The sequence below is a fragment of the Phocaeicola dorei genome, assembly GCF_013009555.1.
In the GTDB taxonomy this organism is placed as follows: Bacteria; Bacteroidota; Bacteroidia; order Bacteroidales; family Bacteroidaceae; genus Phocaeicola; species Phocaeicola dorei.
The window spans coordinates 3645358-3661846 of the sequence record NZ_CP046176.1 but is presented as its reverse complement, the minus strand read 5'-3'; the positions used below and the strand labels follow the sequence as shown (position 1 = coordinate 3661846).

Annotated in this window: 15 protein-coding genes and 2 pseudogenes; 14 read left to right on the top strand and 3 right to left on the bottom strand. The window is 46.4% G+C overall.

The window, feature by feature from the left end; genetic code table 11:
* Positions 1 to 43: 43 nt before the first annotated feature.
* Entirely contained in the window at positions 44 to 784 is a 741-nt protein-coding gene (locus tag GKD17_RS15640; RefSeq protein ID WP_032935620.1) for a DUF6064 family protein, read from the bottom strand.
* A 305-nt stretch (positions 785 to 1089) separates the two neighbouring features.
* Here GKD17_RS15640 and GKD17_RS15635 point away from each other — a divergent pair, with 305 nt between their 5' ends.
* From GKD17_RS15635 to GKD17_RS15600, 8 genes and pseudogenes are all read left to right on the top strand, one after another.
* Positions 1090 to 2313, top strand: coding sequence for a site-specific integrase (locus GKD17_RS15635; RefSeq protein WP_005775881.1), 1224 nt, complete (start codon positions 1090 to 1092; stop codon positions 2311 to 2313).
* Positions 2310 to 2699 (top strand): hypothetical protein, encoded by a 390-nt coding sequence (locus tag GKD17_RS15630; protein ID WP_007832095.1) that lies wholly within the window; start codon positions 2310 to 2312, stop codon positions 2697 to 2699. Before GKD17_RS15635 ends, GKD17_RS15630 begins: the two co-directional genes overlap by 4 nt.
* Positions 2700 to 2976: 277 nt before the next feature.
* Entirely contained in the window at positions 2977 to 4182 is a 1206-nt protein-coding gene (locus GKD17_RS15625) for a primase-helicase family protein (protein ID WP_004328112.1), read from the top strand.
* Positions 4183 to 4439: 257 nt separating this feature from the next.
* A pseudogene (locus GKD17_RS15620) lies at positions 4440 to 4613 on the top strand (toprim domain-containing protein); the annotation flags it as partial.
* A 556-nt stretch (positions 4614 to 5169) separates the two neighbouring features.
* Positions 5170 to 6978 (top strand): reverse transcriptase/maturase family protein, encoded by a 1809-nt coding sequence (locus GKD17_RS15615; RefSeq protein ID WP_004308094.1) that lies wholly within the window; start codon positions 5170 to 5172, stop codon positions 6976 to 6978.
* A complete protein-coding gene (locus GKD17_RS15610; RefSeq protein ID WP_004329307.1) occupies positions 6968 to 7861 on the top strand; it encodes a toprim domain-containing protein in 894 nt (297 codons plus the stop codon). The genes GKD17_RS15615 and GKD17_RS15610 overlap by 11 nt, the downstream gene beginning before the upstream one ends.
* 176 nt (positions 7862 to 8037) lie before the next feature.
* On the top strand, positions 8038 to 8403 hold the full coding sequence (locus GKD17_RS15605; protein ID WP_004329306.1) for a MobC family plasmid mobilization relaxosome protein: 366 nt from the start codon (positions 8038 to 8040) through the stop codon (positions 8401 to 8403).
* Positions 8400 to 9347, top strand: coding sequence for a relaxase/mobilization nuclease domain-containing protein (locus GKD17_RS15600; RefSeq protein WP_004329305.1), 948 nt, complete (start codon positions 8400 to 8402; stop codon positions 9345 to 9347). The genes GKD17_RS15605 and GKD17_RS15600 overlap by 4 nt, the downstream gene beginning before the upstream one ends.
* A gap of 21 nt (positions 9348 to 9368) precedes the next feature.
* Here the strand turns inward: GKD17_RS15600 and GKD17_RS15595 are convergent, their stop codons facing one another.
* Complete coding sequence (locus GKD17_RS15595; RefSeq protein ID WP_224201639.1) at positions 9369 to 10004, bottom strand: helix-turn-helix domain-containing protein; 636 nt, start codon at positions 10002 to 10004, stop codon at positions 9369 to 9371.
* Positions 10005 to 10051: 47 nt separating this feature from the next.
* Between GKD17_RS15595 and GKD17_RS15590 the strand changes: the two genes are divergently transcribed.
* The gene (locus GKD17_RS15590; protein WP_005775886.1) at positions 10052 to 10240 is read left to right on the top strand and encodes a hypothetical protein; all 189 of its coding nucleotides are present in this window, start codon (positions 10052 to 10054) and stop codon (positions 10238 to 10240) included.
* A gap of 47 nt (positions 10241 to 10287) precedes the next feature.
* On the opposite strand, the gene GKD17_RS15585 is transcribed toward GKD17_RS15590, so the two are convergent.
* Positions 10288 to 11187, bottom strand: a complete 900-nt coding sequence (locus GKD17_RS15585) for a helix-turn-helix domain-containing protein (protein WP_004329302.1) — start codon at positions 11185 to 11187, stop codon at positions 10288 to 10290.
* Between the two features lie 130 nt (positions 11188 to 11317).
* On the opposite strand from GKD17_RS15585, the gene GKD17_RS15580 reads away from it, so the two are divergent.
* The 5 genes and pseudogenes from GKD17_RS15580 (at position 11318) to GKD17_RS15560 (ending at position 16308) form a co-directional block, all read left to right on the top strand.
* On the top strand, positions 11318 to 12094 hold the full coding sequence (locus GKD17_RS15580; RefSeq protein WP_004329300.1) for an MBL fold metallo-hydrolase: 777 nt from the start codon (positions 11318 to 11320) through the stop codon (positions 12092 to 12094).
* The gene (locus tag GKD17_RS15575) at positions 12091 to 12759 is read left to right on the top strand and encodes a radical SAM mobile pair protein A (RefSeq protein ID WP_032935510.1); all 669 of its coding nucleotides are present in this window, start codon (positions 12091 to 12093) and stop codon (positions 12757 to 12759) included. Before GKD17_RS15580 ends, GKD17_RS15575 begins: the two co-directional genes overlap by 4 nt.
* Positions 12756 to 13631 carry a radical SAM mobile pair protein B gene (locus tag GKD17_RS15570; RefSeq protein WP_004329298.1) on the top strand — a complete coding sequence of 292 codons (876 nt, stop codon included), beginning with the start codon at positions 12756 to 12758 and terminating at the stop codon, positions 13629 to 13631. The genes GKD17_RS15575 and GKD17_RS15570 overlap by 4 nt, the downstream gene beginning before the upstream one ends.
* A pseudogene (locus tag GKD17_RS15565) lies at positions 13632 to 14993 on the top strand (sensor histidine kinase); the annotation flags it as partial. It abuts the gene before it with no gap.
* Complete coding sequence (locus tag GKD17_RS15560) at positions 14986 to 16308, top strand: sigma-54-dependent transcriptional regulator (protein ID WP_007832101.1); 1323 nt, start codon at positions 14986 to 14988, stop codon at positions 16306 to 16308. The pseudogene GKD17_RS15565 and the gene GKD17_RS15560, both read left to right, overlap by 8 nt.
* Positions 16309 to 16489: the final 181 nt, after the last annotated feature.

Sequence of the window (16489 nt, the reverse complement as noted above, 5' to 3'; positions counted from 1 at the left end):
AAAATACGAAAGATTTTGCAAAGTACCTCATTAAGACGTGTTTTTATTTCGATAAAGCCTGTTCTTGAGCCAGTTCGCATACCATAGATATCATGAACAGTACACCGATTGCACCGCAAGCAATAATTAAGGCGAGATTAATCATACGGGCACGGAAAAGGGTAGAAGTATGCAGATGGGAAGCTGTGTATTCTTTAAAGAACAGATAAAGTCCTGGTACAGCCGAACTTGCCAGCAGAAAATCTTCGGGAATATGGAAAAAGTAAGTTTTGGTGAAACCGATCAGCGCCCAGTGGCAGAGAAACATGACGAGAAAGATATTGACTCGTTTGGAAAATGCCAGCAGCAGTCCGATGGTGAAAACCGCTACCGAACAAGGCATTACAGGTGAGGTCATCATGGGAAAGCTCATCCCCCTTATAATGGAGAAGAGTGGATAGGCCAGTGGCAACATACAAAGCAGGACGGCTAGTGCGGTATGTTTGTGAGTCTGATCAAAAGGGGTGTAGTTTACTTTCAGGTCATAAATCCAGAAGATGGCCATGATCCCCCAAAATCCTGCCAAAGCACTGTTATAACTTCTTGGTTCACAATAAATCATGTAATACACGGCAGCTATCCATACATTCAAGAATATAAGGTATAACTTCATTGCTACCTTTATTTTTTTTGTAGGTTTTTTGAATAGAGAACAGGTTAAAATAATGCCGGTAAGGGTAATAATAACTTGATAAATCCACGTACCCGCATTATAATGAGTGATTGTATCCCAAAAAATATTCATCTTCTTGATAAGTTGGTAGTTATTTTGGGTGGCAAAATTACGAAAAATCTCTGGAAAAGACGAATAAAAAGGGACAAATGTCTTCGTAATGCCTGTCAATAAGGCGTTTGCGAAGACAAATGAGGACAGGCGAAAAATCGAGGTAACGTAAAGGAAAGCGGATTTATGAAGAAGAACGGTCTCCAAATCATTACCCGCCGAATGGTGATTTTTAACACACCGTGTTGTATTTGGCAGCTTGTGGCACAGGTTGGCATATCAAGGTCTAACTCGTTGAGTAATAACTTTGCAAACAAAAAACGAGTATGGCAAGAAGCACATTCAAGGTTCTGTTCTACGTGAACGGCAGCAAGGAGAAAAACGGTATTGTCCCCATCATGGGACGAGTGACAATCAACGGGACTGTGGCGCAGTTCAGTTGTAAGCAGAACATCCCGAAAACGCTTTGGGACGTGAAAGGAAACAAGGCGAAAGGCAAGAGCCGCGAGGCACGAGACATCAACCTTGCCCTTGACAACATCAAGGCGCAAATCATCAAACATTACCAGCGCATTTCAGACCGCGAGGCATTTGTTACGGCTGAGATGGTGCGCAACGCCTATCAGGGAATCGGCAGCGAGTATGAGACGCTGCTAAAAGCATTCGACCGTGAGAACGAAGTGTTCAAGAAACGGGTAGGCAAAGACAGGGTAATGGCTACCTATCGGGCACGTGTACGGGCAAGAAACCATGTAGCCGCCTTTATCAAGTCGTTTTACAGACGCAGCGATATGTCCATGTTGGAACTTACTCCCGATTTCATCAAGGAGTTCGCCGCATACCTCTCGACTGAAGCCGGATTGCGGAACGGTTCGATATGGGCAAACTGTATGTGGCTGAAAGGCGTGGTCATGAAAGCGCATTATAACGGGTTGATACCGCGCAATCCTTTCATCCAGTTTCATATCAGCCCCAATGTGAAAGAACGGGAATATCTGACGGAGGATGAACTGAAAGCGGTCATGACACATGAGTTTGCAGACAGCAAGCTCGCATACATCCGTGACATTTTCATCTTTGCCAGTTTCACCGCCTTGTCATTCGTGGACATTCAGGAACTGACGAATGACAACATCGTGGAGGTGAACGGCGAGAAGTGGATATTGTCCAAACGCCACAAGACAAAAGTCGCCTTCCAAGTGAAGCTGCTGGATATACCCTTGCAGATAGTCGAACGCTACCGACCGATGCAGAAAGACAATCGTATATTCCCCGGCTTGAACTATTGGTCTATCTGCAAACCGTTGAAACGGATGATAAGGGAATGTGGCATAACCAAGTCAATATCATTTCATTGCAGTCGTCATGGCTTCGCAACATTAGCTTTGAGCAAGGGGATGCCCATTGAAAGCGTAAGCCGTGTGTTGGGACATACGAATATAGTCACGACCCAACTCTACGCAAAGATAACCACGCAGAAGCTCGACAACGACCTGACCATGTTCGGCGACAAACTGAGTAAGACGTTTAACGGAATAACGATGTCATGAGTATGAGAAGAAACAGCATAACAGTGAATGAATCCGGCAATATCATCATGCTGGAGAATGTCTCAAACATTTGGATGAGCGAGCCGGAATTGGTGGAACTGTTCGGAGTAATTGCTCCGACACTTCGTTCTGCCATCAGAAACATCTATAACAGTGGAGCATTAAAAGAATACGAGGTACAGAAGTATGTTCGGCAGGAGAACGGGTATCATGCCGATGTGTTCAGCTTTCCGATGATAGTCGCACTTGCTTTCCGCATTGACAGCTTCGGTGCGGAACAGGTGCGCAATGCCATATTTAAAAGGCTGTACTTGCGAAAAGAGAAAACAAATATCTTCTTTTCGCTGGGTATAAATGGTTGGGATATGTCTAATTATCAGGCATAAGTTCTAATGATATGACGACATGAAGTAGTGAGACCTATGCGTATTCCCATTGCCAACAATGTATTTATACGAGTATGTGAATAGGTGTATTGCCATTCATACGTACGATTACGACAAACCCGAAGAAAAATCCATTAGAATGGCATTTCTTCGGGCTTTTGTTGTATGTCATAAAGCCAAATCCAAGAAAATCTTACGTGAGGTATGCGTGAGTTGTTAATCCGTTCTGCGCTAATTGCCGAGTTTTGCACTGATTAAACAAAAAAATGAAGTGCTAATGAAACAAGGCAACTTTGAAAATGAGGAGTTTATCCGTGTGGGTACTACCCTCTACAAGTTAGTGAACCAGCCCCGTCTGAACGGAGGCTATGTGAAGAAGCGCATCGTGTGGAACAACGAAACACTGCGGCAGGACTACGGCAAGGACTATCTCGCCACCGTGCCGAAGTACGACGGCTTCTGCACCGTCCCCGACCATGTGGACTACCGTCCCGTGGTGGACAAGTTCCTGAACCTCTACGAGCCGATAGGACACCGTCCGCAACAAGGCGAGTTTCCCTGTATCCGGTCATTGGTGCGCCATATCTTCGGTGAACAGTATGAATTGGGCATGGACTATCTTCAATTGCTCTACCTGCAACCCGTGCAGAAACTGCCTATCCTGCTGTTGGTATCAGAAGAACGCAACACGGGCAAGAGTACATTCCTGAACTTCCTGAAAGCTGTGTTTCAAAACAATGTCACTTTCAATACCAACGAGGACTTCCGCAGCCAGTTCAATTCCGACTGGGCAGGAAAACTGCTCATCGTGGTGGACGAGGTATTGCTCAACCGCAGGGAGGACAGCGAGCGGTTGAAGAACCTCAGCACCACACTTTCCTACAAGGTGGAAGCCAAAGGCAAAGACCGTGACGAGATAGCGTTCTTTGCCAAGTTCGTGCTATGCTCCAACAACGAGTATCTGCCTGTTATCATTGATGCAGGTGAAACACGCTATTGGGTGCGCAAGATAGACCGTCTGCAATCCGATGACACAGACTTCCTGCAAAAGCTGAAAGCTGAGATACCTGCCTTTCTGTATTACCTGCAATACAGACAACTTTCCACCGAAAAGGAAAGCCGTATGTGGTTTGCGCCCTCTTTGCTGCATACCGAAGCCTTGCAGAAGATTATCCGCAGCAACCGCAACCGATTGGAGATAGAGATGTGCGAACTTATCCTTGACATTATGGAAAGTGTCGGCACGGACACATTCTCGTTCTGCCACAACGACATTCTTCTTTTGCTGGTACATTCGCAGGTAAAGGTGGAGAAGCACCAAGTCAGAAAGGTATTGCAGGAATGTTGGAAACTTACTCCTGCCTCTAACGGGCTTACATATACCACTTACCAATTCAATTACAATCGGGAGTGCCGATATGAGCCGATAAAAAGAGTCGGTCGTTTCTACACCGTCACAAGGGAACAACTTGAATCCCTGTAATACTATTCTTTTTTTGTTGAATTGATGAATAATGATATAACCATACTGATAATAAACAGCATACACTCTCAACAAATTCTCAACAATCGAAAAGAAAAGTTGAGAGGGAAACAGCATCAGTTTGTTGGATTCTCTATTTGTGAGTGGTTTGTTGAGAAGATGTTGAGAATATAAAGCATTAACGTATAGGACAATACATATCTCATTCATCAAATCAACGTTTTTACAGTCATCATCAAATCCATAGAAATTATATCATGAACATCCAAGAAGCAAAACAAATCAAAATTGCGGACTATCTGCAAAGTTTGGGTTATTCGCCCGTAAAGCAACAGGGAAACTGCCTGTGGTATAAATCCCCGTTCCGTCAGGAAACGGAAGCCTCGTTCAAGGTGAACACCGACCGCAACCTGTGGTTCGATTATGATGCGCCCATATAGGCTACACAATAAATATCTCTATGGCAAGAGATTAGGTTAGAGTTCAACAGACCTATCCTCAACGACTTAGCTGGAGGAGAAATCCAAAGGTGACAAAAGCATGTCGGTAAAGTCATTAGTCAGCTAAATACCAAGCTGCGACTGCATGGCGAGAGGAAAAGACAGACACAAGGATGAAGCCTGATTGGTTGAACGATAGTTCTGCTGCACACGTACCAGCCCCGACGAAAGGTATTTGATTCACGTCGGGCTGAAGCACCCCATGTAAACCGAAATTACAATGGAGCAGGAGCTGGCTTCAGAGCAACCACAATAAGTGGAATAGGAACGTAAGTCGCATCCGACAGTCTGCCGAGCCAAACAGTTATTGTGAAAGCAAATGGGGATTCCCTAAATCAGAATGCCGTAAGGCTATGGGCATAGGACCCTGAATATCTGACATGGGAACGGAGCTTCCGTAGTAGTCCGAGCAAGGGAAAGCCTTGTACATGGCGAAGGGAAGCAGTTAGATAACTTAATACAAATAATGGAAAATGTGTGAGACATTATGAGAAGTCCTGAGCAAGTATTAAAAGCTTTAAACAAGCATGGTAAAGTTTCGGATTACAAGTTCGAAAGGCTGTACCGTATCTTATTCAATGAGGAGATGTTTCATGTTGCTTACCAGCGTATTTACGCCAAACCAGGCAATATGACACCCGGTACGGATGGGAAAACCATCAATCGGATGAGTCTTCAAAGAATAAACAAAGTCATTGCATCTTTGAGAGATGAGTCTTACAAGCCTAATCCGGCAAAAAGGATATACATACCCAAGAAAAACGGTAAGAAAAGACCGCTTGGAATTCCTTCCTTTGAGGACAAACTTGTACAGGAGGTGGTGCGCATGATTCTTGAAGCCGTCTATGAAGAGGTGTTTGCAAACACCTCACATGGATTCAGACCAAACAGAAGCTGCCATACCGCATTGACCCATATCCAAAAGACATTTACAGGTACAAAATGGTTTGTGGAAGGAGACATTAAAGGATTCTTCGACAACATAGACCACAATGTATTGATTGCAACTTTGCGGAAACGGATTGCCGATGATAGATTTCTAAGGCTTATCCGCAAGTTGTTGAATGCGGGATATATTGAAGACTGGAAGTTTCATAATACAAACAAGGGAACTCCACAAGGCGGTAATATCAGTCCTATACTGGCAAACATTTATCTTGATAATTTTGACAAGTATATGGAAGAATACGCCCTACGCTTCAATAAGGGAAAAGAAAGACACATCACCAAAGAATACAAGCAACTTAGCGATAAGATGCAACGCATCCTTAAAAGCATCAAGAACATACAGGATGCAGATGTCAGATTACAGCTTAGGGATGAGTATGAGAAACTGAGACGTGAAAGGCAAAAGATTGAGAGCAGAGACAGTATGGATGAAACATACAGAAGGCTTCGATACGTAAGATACGCAGATGATTTCCTCATTGGTGTTATCGGAAGCAAGGCAGAGTGCGTTAAAATCAAGTCGGACATTACCAAGTATATGGAAGAAAACCTCAAGCTGGAACTGTCACAGGAAAAGACATTGATAACAAACGCACAAAAGCCCGCGAAATTTCTTGGCTTCGATGTTTCAGTCCGTAAGTCTGATGCTATCAAGCGGGACAAGAACAATGTGCCAGCCCGTTATTACAACGGTAAGATAGTCCTAAAGGTCGCCATAGAAACGGTGCGGAACAAACTGGAAGAATACAGCGCCATCAGATACAAGGTAGAAAATGGCCGACAAGTTTGGTTTGCAAAGTTCAGAGGCAATCTTATGAAGAAGAAAATCGAGGACATAGTGGCGGCATATAACTCTGAAATCAGAGGGTTCTACAACTACTACTGCATTGCCAACAACGTGGCATACGCGCTCTCAAAGTTTGGATACATCATGGAGTACAGTATGTACCATACCATTGCAGGAAAAACCAATAGCACTGTAAGCAAAGTCATTGACAAATATAAGGTTGGGAATGACATTATAGTGCCATATCAGGATGCAAAAGGTAAATTACGGTACAGGAAATTCTATAATGAGGGATTCAAACGTAAACCACCAATGTACTATACGGAGGTAAACGACTTATCCTACACAATCGCAATTCCACAGCCGACACTTACTGAGCGATTGGATGCGAGAACATGTGAATTATGTGGAAAAGTCGGACCTGTAGTCATGCGTCATGTCAGAAAGCTAAATCAGCTTAAAGGAAAAACTGAATGTGACAGGCTGATGCTTGAAAAGCATAGGAAGACATTGGTTGTCTGTGAAAAGTGTTATGCCAAAATACACAGCCATGCTAAATAAAGTCATGTTATCAACGGAGAGCCGTATGCGTGGAGACATGCAAGTACGGTTTGGGGGCAGGTACGGGAAAACCTACTGCCGAAAGGCAGTAAGGCGTTCTGTACCGAGCCTACGACTGGGAAGAGGTGGTAACATCATCGCACTTGCAGGGGTACTGTACGCATCCGACCATGTGCCTTATCTGCTTGGCAAGATAGCGGAACAGGCACCACACATCCGTCCCATATCTTTCTCTTTTCGCCAGCAGGCATCCGAACCGAGTTTCCAACATTTGGAGGTGGGCGAACTCACCCATCCGGCATTGCTCCGATACTTGCAGGAACGGGGCATAAACATCGCTTTGGCAAAGGCGCAATGTAAAGAGCTCCACTTCACCCATAACGGCAAGCCCTATTTCGCCATCGGTTTTCCGAATGTGGCGGGAGGATTTGAAGTGCGTAACCGTTTTTTCAAAGGCTGTGTCGCACCCAAAGACATCAGCCATATTCGGCAACAGGGAGAAGCGAGAGAGAAATGCCTTGTATTCGAGGGCATGATGGACTATCTTTCATTCCTCACGTTGCGGAAGAGGAACTGCTCGAACTTGCCCGACCTTGACAGGCAGGATTACGTCATCCTCAATTCGACCGCCAATGTTTCCAAAGCTATAGATGTGCTGCACGGGTATGGACGTATCCACTGCATGCTCGACAATGACGAGGCGGGAAGAAAGGCGTATCGGGAATTGGAAAGGAAGTTCGCCGGACGCATCCGCGACTTCTCCGACAACTACAAAGGGCATAAAGACCTGAACGATTACCTGCGTGGAATCCGGCAGAAATTAGCCGTTAGTCCACCGCCAAGAACTATCGTAAAACCCAAGAAGAAAGGGTTGGGATTATGACATCCCGAATGAGAAAAACGGGAGATGCCCGAAACTCATTCCTTAAGGATTGGGAGGTAGCAAGTTTGTGTTTCGGGTGTACCGAAACCGCTTGCCACCCACCATCCAAATTGCAGGAGGTGGCATCCCGTCGGTCTATACAGTTGAATCAGTAACCGAATTAAAAGGAATAAAATATGGAACAGACAAAGGAACACAAGGAACGCAACAAGGGAGGTCGCCCCAAGAAGGAAGCAACCGAGAAACTGAAATACCGTATCGCAGTGAAAATGACGGCAGCCGACTACTTCCGCCTGCTGACACGATCGCATGAGGCGGGCGTATCACCAAGCGAGTACATGAGGGAATGTTTCCGTAACGGTCATGTGAAAGAACGGCTGTCGGAGGAACATGCCGGATACATCCGCCAACTCTGCGGCATGGCTAACAATCTCAACCAGCTTGCGCGTAAGGCAAACGCCGGAGGCTTCCACGATGAACGGTGGGACTGCAAGGTGGCAGTGGCAAGGATTCATGAACTTATAACCAAGATAGGGATATGATGGCGAAAATCGTAAAAGGAAGCGACTTCAAGGGTGCGGTGGATTACATCATCGACAAGAAGAAGGATACGCAGATAGTAGCAAGCGAAGGCTTGTTTATGGAAAATCTGGAAACTATCGCCATGAGTTTCAATGCCCAGTCACGGATGAACGATAAGGTGACAAAACCTGTCGGACATATCGCGTTGAGTTTTTCCAAAGAGGATGAGTTACGGCTGACGAACCGTATCATGGCAGGCATCGCGCTTGAATATATGGAACGGATGGGAATCAAGAATACGCAGTTCTTCATCGCCCAGCATTTCGACAAGGAGCATCCGCACGTGCATATTGCTTTCAACCGCATAGACAACAACGGCAATACCATATCGGACAGGCACGAGCGTCTGCGCAGTACCCGCATCTGCAAGGAATTGACCTTGAAATACGGCTTGCATATGGCTGGCGGAAAGGACAATGTCAAACGCAACCGCCTGAAAGAGCCAGACAGGACGAAATATGCGCTTTACGACATCATCAAAATGGAAGTCGGCAGATGCGGCAACTGGAACGTGCTTATCGCCAACCTGAAACGGCAGGGAGTGGAAGTACATTTCAAGCATAAGGGGCAGACCAGCGAGGTGCAGGGTGTTGTATTCTCCATGAATGGCTACCATTTCAACGGCTCCAAAGTGGACAGGCGTTTCAGTTATTCCAAGATTGACGCGGCTTTGCAGCACAACAGATGCAGGGAACGTATGGGAATAACAGCCGGAATATATGAAACGGCTACACCAAGCGCACCGTCCGGCACGGCACAAAGCGAGTTGTTCAACGGCTCTTGGGGATTGCTAAAAAGCAGTGGCTCATCTTATAACGCTGCTGATGCGGAAGCCAATCAGGAAATGGTGGATATACTTCGCAGAAGGAAGAAAGTTAAGCGCAAGAGAGGTGTTGGGTTCTAATATTCTGTACTAATCCAATTCTCACGACACTTGCGCTCTATATTCATTCGGAGTGTAACCTACCTCTTTCTTGAACAGTCGGGTAAAATGTTGCGGGTACTGAAAACCGAGATTATAGGCGATTTCATTAACGGTGTCGTCTGTAGATGCAAGTTCCGTCTTGGCTATTTCAATAGACTTGTCATGAATGAAATGCAGGGCGGTTGAACCTGTTTCTTTTTTCAATAAATCACTGAAATAGTTGGGCGAGAGGCAGAGCTTGTCTGCACAATACTGTACAGTGGGCAAGCCTATCCGTTTAGCAGCCCCATCATGGAAGTATTCGTCAAGCAACCGCTCAAATCTTGCGAGGATGTCTCGGTTTTGGTTGTCGCGTGTGATGAACTGGCGGTCATAGAAACGTGTGCAGTAATCAAGGAACGTCTTGATGCTGTCTGTGATGAGGTTCTTGCTGTGACGGTGTATCGGATGGTTCAATTCATATTGAATCTTGTGGAAGCAATCCATGATGATTTGCCGTTCTTCCACACTAAGGTGCAATGCCTCGTTTGTCTCGTAGGAAAAGAACGAATATTCACGCATTATCCGCCCGAGAGGTGTATTCCGCAGCAGGTCGGGATGGAACATAAGCAGGTAGCCATCTGGTTGGAACTGCATGCCGTCATCTTCCGCACCGAACACCTGTCCGGGCGCGATAAATATCAGTGTGCATAATTATTCCTAAGTCTGTGAAACCGGAACGCATGAAGCAGAATCTCGACATATTAGACTTCACCCTGTCGGCCGACGACATGGCACGGATAAAGACGCTGGATACCGACAAGCCTTTCTTACTCGGCTCGCACGAAGATCCAGAAATCGTAAAATGGTTCATGCAGTACAAAAACGCCTGAACATCAACAACCATATTTCGATAGCCGCTATCGACTATATTAAGAAGTTATTCGTATATGCCTTTATTGTAATCCGTCATGTACTGAGTAAATGTTTTGCCTGTTTGCTGTTTGAAGAAGCGCATGAGATGGCTCGGATCAGAGAAATTGAAATCATCCGCCATTTCACTGACAGTGCGGTTGGAGAATAGCAATTCGTTCTTCAGTTCCTCAAGCAGACGTTGTTTTATCAAATGGGTAGCTGATACTCCGAATTGGGCTTTTACTGAGTTATTGAGTGTGATGCGACTGACATGAAGCATGTCTGCATATTCCTGCACCCGCTGGTGGGTGCGGATATTCTGTTCCAACAAGTCCTTGAACCGAAAAGCGAAATTGTTTTTAGCAATTTCAGCGGGCAAGCAATAGGCGGCAGCGTATGTACGATTGATAATCAGCAAAAGATAATATAGTAAGGAAACAATGATATTGTACGTATCGGACACTGGATTCATCAGCTCATACTTAATCTTTCCGAGCAGCCGCATATATTCCTTCATTTCGTCATGTGTGGCATTGATGTAAGGCGGCGTATCTGTCTGGTAACAATACAAAAGGCGAAAAACGAAGAACTTGTCGGCGATAAAAGTACGCATGAAATCTTCGCGGAATATAAGGAACGTGTAATCCAACGCCGTCTCATCTACATGCCACTCTTGTTGCTGATGGGGTGAAAGCAGGAGAACCATGCCGTCGCGCAGTTCAATCTTGCGGAAGTTCAGTAGCAAATATCCGTTTGCCTTACGGAAAAAGTAGAAGCTGAAGAAGTCTGTCTTAAACCGCTTGTTTTCTGTCAGCACAAGTCCGATGTCCTTGTTTATGGCAGTATTGATGTAAAAATCCACGCCGCAGCGTGTCTTGTTGAACGGTACGCTGACCAGTCGATCAGGGTTGATTATCTCGTCCATATCCTTGTCGTTTTTGCAAAGATAATAATTTCATTTATCAAAATGGCATAATTACCGTTTTTTCAGGCATAGATGTTTCGCCGGATTCTTCCGAACTTTGCACCCGTAATCAATAACAAGACATATAGTCATGAAAAAGACATCCACAGTACAATTGGTGCGCAATGCCACCTTGAAAATCAGGTATGCGGGACACACCATGCTAATTGACCCCGTTTTAGCCGACAAAGGCACTTTGATATCGGCCCTCGGTGTGAATAAAACACCGAGGGTACACCTCACCATTCCTATTCAGGATATTATCGGAGGCGTGGACATGGTGCTCCTGACCCACAATCACATCGACCATTACGAGCCGAGTGTCCCCACACATTTGCCCAAAGAAATTCCTTTCTACGTTCAGCCCCAGGACGCGGACGCCATCAGAAACGACGGATTTACAAATGTGATACCCATCGAAGAAATAAAAACAATAGACGGCATATCCATTTACCGCACGACCGGACATCATGGTTTCGGGCAGATCGGGCAGATGATGGGACCTGTATCAGGTTATGTGCTAAAAGCCGAGGGCTTCCCGACCGTTTATATAATGGGTGACTGCCGATGGGAAGCATGTATCCGAGACACCGTGGAACGGTTCAATCCTGACTATATCGTGGTAAACTCCGGAGGTGCAATCTTTCCCGAATTTTCCAAAACGGACGGTCCTATCATCCCCGACGAGAACGAAGTGATGCAGATACTTGACGAATTGCCTTCGCATATCAAGCTGATAGCCGTACACATGGATGCCATCGACCATTGCCAGACCACCCGTGCAATTCTGCGCAATGAGGCAACGCATCACGAAGCCGACATGAGCCGGCTGATTATCCCGGAGGATGGAGAAACAGTTGTGTTATGAGTGTCTGCATTAAATCCCTGATAAAAAACATGAACATAGTGGTAGGGTGCACTATAGGATGCCCTTACTGCTATGCCCGTAACAACTGCCGCCGTTTCCACATTACCGACGACTTTTCCGTGCCTGAATACATGGAACGAAAACTGCGCATCATCGATACGTCCCGTCCTCATGTGTGGCTCATGACAGGAATGAGCGATTTCTCCGATTGGAAGCCTGAATGGAACGCAGAAATTTTCGAGCGGATCAGCAGCAATCCCCAGTACGCCTATATCTTTCTGACGAAGCGCCCTGACAAAATCAGTTTCTCCTCTGACGACGAGAACGTATGGATGGGCGTGACCGTCACGCGCAGTTCCGAGAAAAGGAGGATTGATGATTTGAAAAAGAATATCAAAGCACGACACTACCATGTCACGTTTGAACCTCTCTTCGATGATATCGGCGAGATTGATTTCGAGGGAATTGACTGGATTGTCATAGGCACAGAGACCGGAAACCGAAAAGGAAAGTCATATTCGCGCCCCGAATGGGTGCTTAGCATTGCAGAACAGGCAAAGGCTCATGGCATACCGGTGTTCATGAAAGAGGATTTGCTGCCGATTATGGGCGACGAAAGAATGATTCAGGAATTGCCGGAACAATTTACCAGACGAATACAATGAATATGGATACAATAAAGGAAATAGATGTAAAGAGTGTAATGACCAAATCCTCTCTGCCGGTGGGAGGATATTCGGTCAACCCTTATGTAGGGTGTCCCCACGCCTGCAGGTATTGCTACGCATCGTTCATGAAACGGTTCACCGGGCACACCGAGCCGTGGGGTACGTTTTTAGATGTAAAAAACTGGAAGCCGATAACGAATCCTCATAAATACGACGGTGAACGTGTTGTAATAGGGTCTGTGACGGACGGTTACAATCCGTATGAAGAAGAATTCCACCGTACCCGAAGGCTGCTCGAAGAGCTGCGAGGAAGCGATGCCGAGATTATGATATGCACAAAGTCCGATCTTGTCCTTCGCGATCTCGACCTGTTGAAGAGTTTTCCCAAAGTGACTGTGTCATGGTCTGTCAATACGCTCGACGAGCAGTTCTGCGCAGATATGGACAACGCCGTAAGCATTGAACGCCGTCTGAAAGCGATGCGTCAGACATACGAGGCAGGTATCCGCACCGTATGCTTCGTCTCGCCCATATTCCCCAGAATAACAGACGTGAAGGCAATAATAGAGGAGGTAAAAGATTATGCTGATTTAATCTGGCTTGAAAACCTGAATTTACGCGGGCAGTTCAAAGGCGGGATAATGACGTATATCCGTGAGAAGTATCCTGACCTCATACCGCTTTACGAGGAAATTTACAATAAAAAAAGGCTTGAATACTGGCAGGCATTGGAGCAGGACATTTCAAATTACGCCAAGGAGCAGGGCTTCCCGTATCGTATAAACGATCTGCCATACGGACGCTCGGAAAAAGGCAAACCTGTCATCGTAAACTACTTCTACCACGAAAAAATACGATTGACAAAATGAGGCTATGCCGGACTGATGCAGAAAAGTTGTAGCGCGGATAAAAGCACCATGTATGTGGATAATATCCGGCAATCTTCCGAGCGTATGCGGGAGATGCTCAACACGCTGCTGGATTTCTTCCGTCTGGACAACGGCAAGGAGCAACCCAACCTTTCCCCTTGCAGGATTTCCGCAATCACGCATATTCTTGAAACGGAGTTCATGCCCATTGCCATGAACAAGGGGCTGACTTTGATAGTGGAGAGCCACACCGATGCGGTGGTTTTGACCGACAAGGAACGTATCCTGCAAATCGGCAACAACTTGTTGTCAAACGCCATCAAGTTCACGGATAACGGTAGTGTATCATTGGCAGCGGATTATGATAACGGTTTGCTGAAACTTATCGTTGAAGATACCGGTACGGGCATGACCGAAGATGAGCAACAACGAGTATTCGGTGCATTTGAACGTCTTTCAAATGCCGCCGCAAAAGACGGCTTCGGATTAGGATTGTCCATCGTGCAGCGTATTGTGGCGATGCTCGGTGGAACTATACGCTTGGAAAGCGAGAAAGGCAAAGGGAGCCGCTTCACGGTGGAAATTCCCATGCAGACAGCCGAGGAACTGCCGGAACAGACAATTCAAGCGCAAATGCGCCATAATCATATCTGCCATGATGTGATTGCCATCGACAATGACGAGGTACTTCTCCTTATGTTGAAAGAAATGTATGCCCATGAAGGGATGCACTGCGATACCTGTACCAATGTTTCGGTACTGATGGAGCTGATACGAAAAAAGGAATACAGCCTGCTTCTGACGGATCTGAATATGCCTGAGATAAGCGGTTTTGAACTGCTGGAACTGTTGCGCTCATCCAATGTAGGCAACTCGAAGAGTATTCCCATAGTCGTGACAACCGCTTCGGGCAGTTGCAGCAAGGAGGAACTTATAGGGCGTGGATTTGCCGGATGCCTGTTCAAGCCGTTCTCCATATCCGAACTGATGGAGATTACGGATAAATGCGCATTAAGCAGCATATTGGATGAAAAGCCGGATTTTTCCACTCTGCTATCTTATGGCAATGAATCCGTCATGCTGGACAAACTGATAGCGGAAACCGAAAAGGAAATGCAGGCGGTCAAGAATGCAGAACAGCGTAAAGACCTCCAAGAACTGGACACACTTACACACCATCTGCGAAGTTCATGGCAGATTCTCCGTGCCGACCAGCCATTGAGGGAACTTTACGCCCAACTTCATGGAAGTGCCACTCCAGATGACGAAGCGATATGCAAAGCGGTGACCGGCTGTGCTGGATAAAGGTGCTGAAATTATCCGGCAGGCAAAAGAATAAAGGAAAAATACGAAAATGGATAAAACAAGAATCATCGTGGTGGAGGACAATATCGTGTATTGCGAGTTTGTCTGCAACCTGCTGGCACGGGAAGGATTCCGTACCGTGCAGGCTTACCACCTCTCGACCGCGAAGAAACTTCTGCAACAAGCCTCAGACGGGGACATCGTGGTTTCTGACCTACGACTACCCGACGGTGACGGCATCGACCTATTACGATGGATGCGCAAGGAAGGCATGACACAACCGTTAATCATCATGACCAACTATGCCGAAGTGCATACGGCAGTCGAAAGTATGGAACTCGGCTCGCTGGACTATATCCCCAAGCAGCTTGTGGAGGATAAACTTATGCCTCTGCTTCATACCATCCTGAAAGAACGGAGTATCGGACGAAATCGTATGCCCGTTTTTGCCCGTGACAGTTCCGCCTTTCAGAAAATCATGCAACAGATAAGATTAGTTGCCCCTACTGATATGAGCGTGCTGATATTCGGAGAGAACGGCACGGGCAAGGAGCATATCGCCCACCATCTGCATGATAAGAGCAAAAGGGCAGGGAAACCGTTTGTGCCTGTGGACTGCGGTTCACTCTCCAAAGACCTTGCGCCCTCGGCATTCTTCGGACATGTCAAAGGCGCGTTTACGGGTGCGGACAGCACAAAGAAAGGATACTTCAATGAGGCAGAGGGTGGCACATTGTTCTTGGATGAGGTAGGCAATCTCGCATTGGAAACCCAGCAGATGTTACTCCGTGCCATACAGGAACGGAGATACCGCCCTATAGGTGACAAGACGGACAAGAGCTTCAATGTCCGCATCATCGCCGCCACCAACGAGGATCTGGAGAAAGCGGTCATTGAAAAACGTTTCCGACAGGATTTGCTGTACCGTTTGCACGACTTCGAGATAACTGTTCCGCCCTTGCGTGACTGTCAGGAGGACATCATGCCGTTGGCGGAGTTCTTCCGTGAGATTGCCAACAATGAATTCGAATGTAGCGTGACTGGGTTCGATGCGGAAGCCCGTAAGACATTGCTGACCCATCCGTGGCCGGGTAATGTCCGTGAGCTTCGGCAGAAGATAATGGGCGCGGTGTTGCAGGCACAGACGGGAGTTGTCATGAAAGAGCATCTGGAACTTGCCGTAACGAAACCGACCTCACCTGTCAGCTTCGCCTTGCGAAACGATGCGGAGGACAAGGAACGCATCTTACGCGCGTTGAAGCAGGCAAACGGAAACCGCAAGGTTGCCGCCGAATTGCTCGGAATCGGACGTACAACGCTGTATAGCAAGTTGGAAGAGTATGGATTAAAGTATAAATTTCAGCAATCATAGCCCGCAACTTGCCGAAAATAGAAGTAACGGTTAAACCGGATTATTCAGCGAAGATAAAAAACGTCCTGTGATAAAAATCATGGGACATTTTGATGTGTATCCGATTTTTATTGCTACTTTTGTACCAAGACGAGAGACATTGACAGCAACTCACAGCAGAACGTAGAAATAGACAGGGTTG

Excerpts from the sequence above, each read along its gene's own strand:
- GKD17_RS15640 (WP_032935620.1), bottom strand. The coding sequence starts at position 784 with ATGAATATTTTTTGGGATACAATCACTCATTATAATGCGGGTACGTGG.
- GKD17_RS15635 (WP_005775881.1), top strand. The coding sequence starts at position 1,090 with ATGGCAAGAAGCACATTCAAGGTTCTGTTCTACGTGAACGGCAGCAAG.
- GKD17_RS15630 (WP_007832095.1), top strand. The coding sequence starts at position 2,310 with ATGAGTATGAGAAGAAACAGCATAACAGTGAATGAATCCGGCAATATC.
- GKD17_RS15625 (WP_004328112.1), top strand. The coding sequence starts at position 2,977 with ATGAAACAAGGCAACTTTGAAAATGAGGAGTTTATCCGTGTGGGTACT.
- GKD17_RS15615 (WP_004308094.1), top strand. The coding sequence starts at position 5,170 with ATGAGAAGTCCTGAGCAAGTATTAAAAGCTTTAAACAAGCATGGTAAA.
- GKD17_RS15610 (WP_004329307.1), top strand. The coding sequence starts at position 6,968 with ATGCTAAATAAAGTCATGTTATCAACGGAGAGCCGTATGCGTGGAGAC.
- GKD17_RS15605 (WP_004329306.1), top strand. The coding sequence starts at position 8,038 with ATGGAACAGACAAAGGAACACAAGGAACGCAACAAGGGAGGTCGCCCC.
- GKD17_RS15600 (WP_004329305.1), top strand. The coding sequence starts at position 8,400 with ATGATGGCGAAAATCGTAAAAGGAAGCGACTTCAAGGGTGCGGTGGAT.
- GKD17_RS15595 (WP_224201639.1), bottom strand. The coding sequence starts at position 10,004 with ATGCAGTTCCAACCAGATGGCTACCTGCTTATGTTCCATCCCGACCTG.
- GKD17_RS15585 (WP_004329302.1), bottom strand. The coding sequence starts at position 11,187 with ATGGACGAGATAATCAACCCTGATCGACTGGTCAGCGTACCGTTCAAC.
- GKD17_RS15580 (WP_004329300.1), top strand. The coding sequence starts at position 11,318 with ATGAAAAAGACATCCACAGTACAATTGGTGCGCAATGCCACCTTGAAA.
- GKD17_RS15575 (WP_032935510.1), top strand. The coding sequence starts at position 12,091 with ATGAGTGTCTGCATTAAATCCCTGATAAAAAACATGAACATAGTGGTA.
- GKD17_RS15570 (WP_004329298.1), top strand. The coding sequence starts at position 12,756 with ATGAATATGGATACAATAAAGGAAATAGATGTAAAGAGTGTAATGACC.
- GKD17_RS15560 (WP_007832101.1), top strand. The coding sequence starts at position 14,986 with ATGGATAAAACAAGAATCATCGTGGTGGAGGACAATATCGTGTATTGC.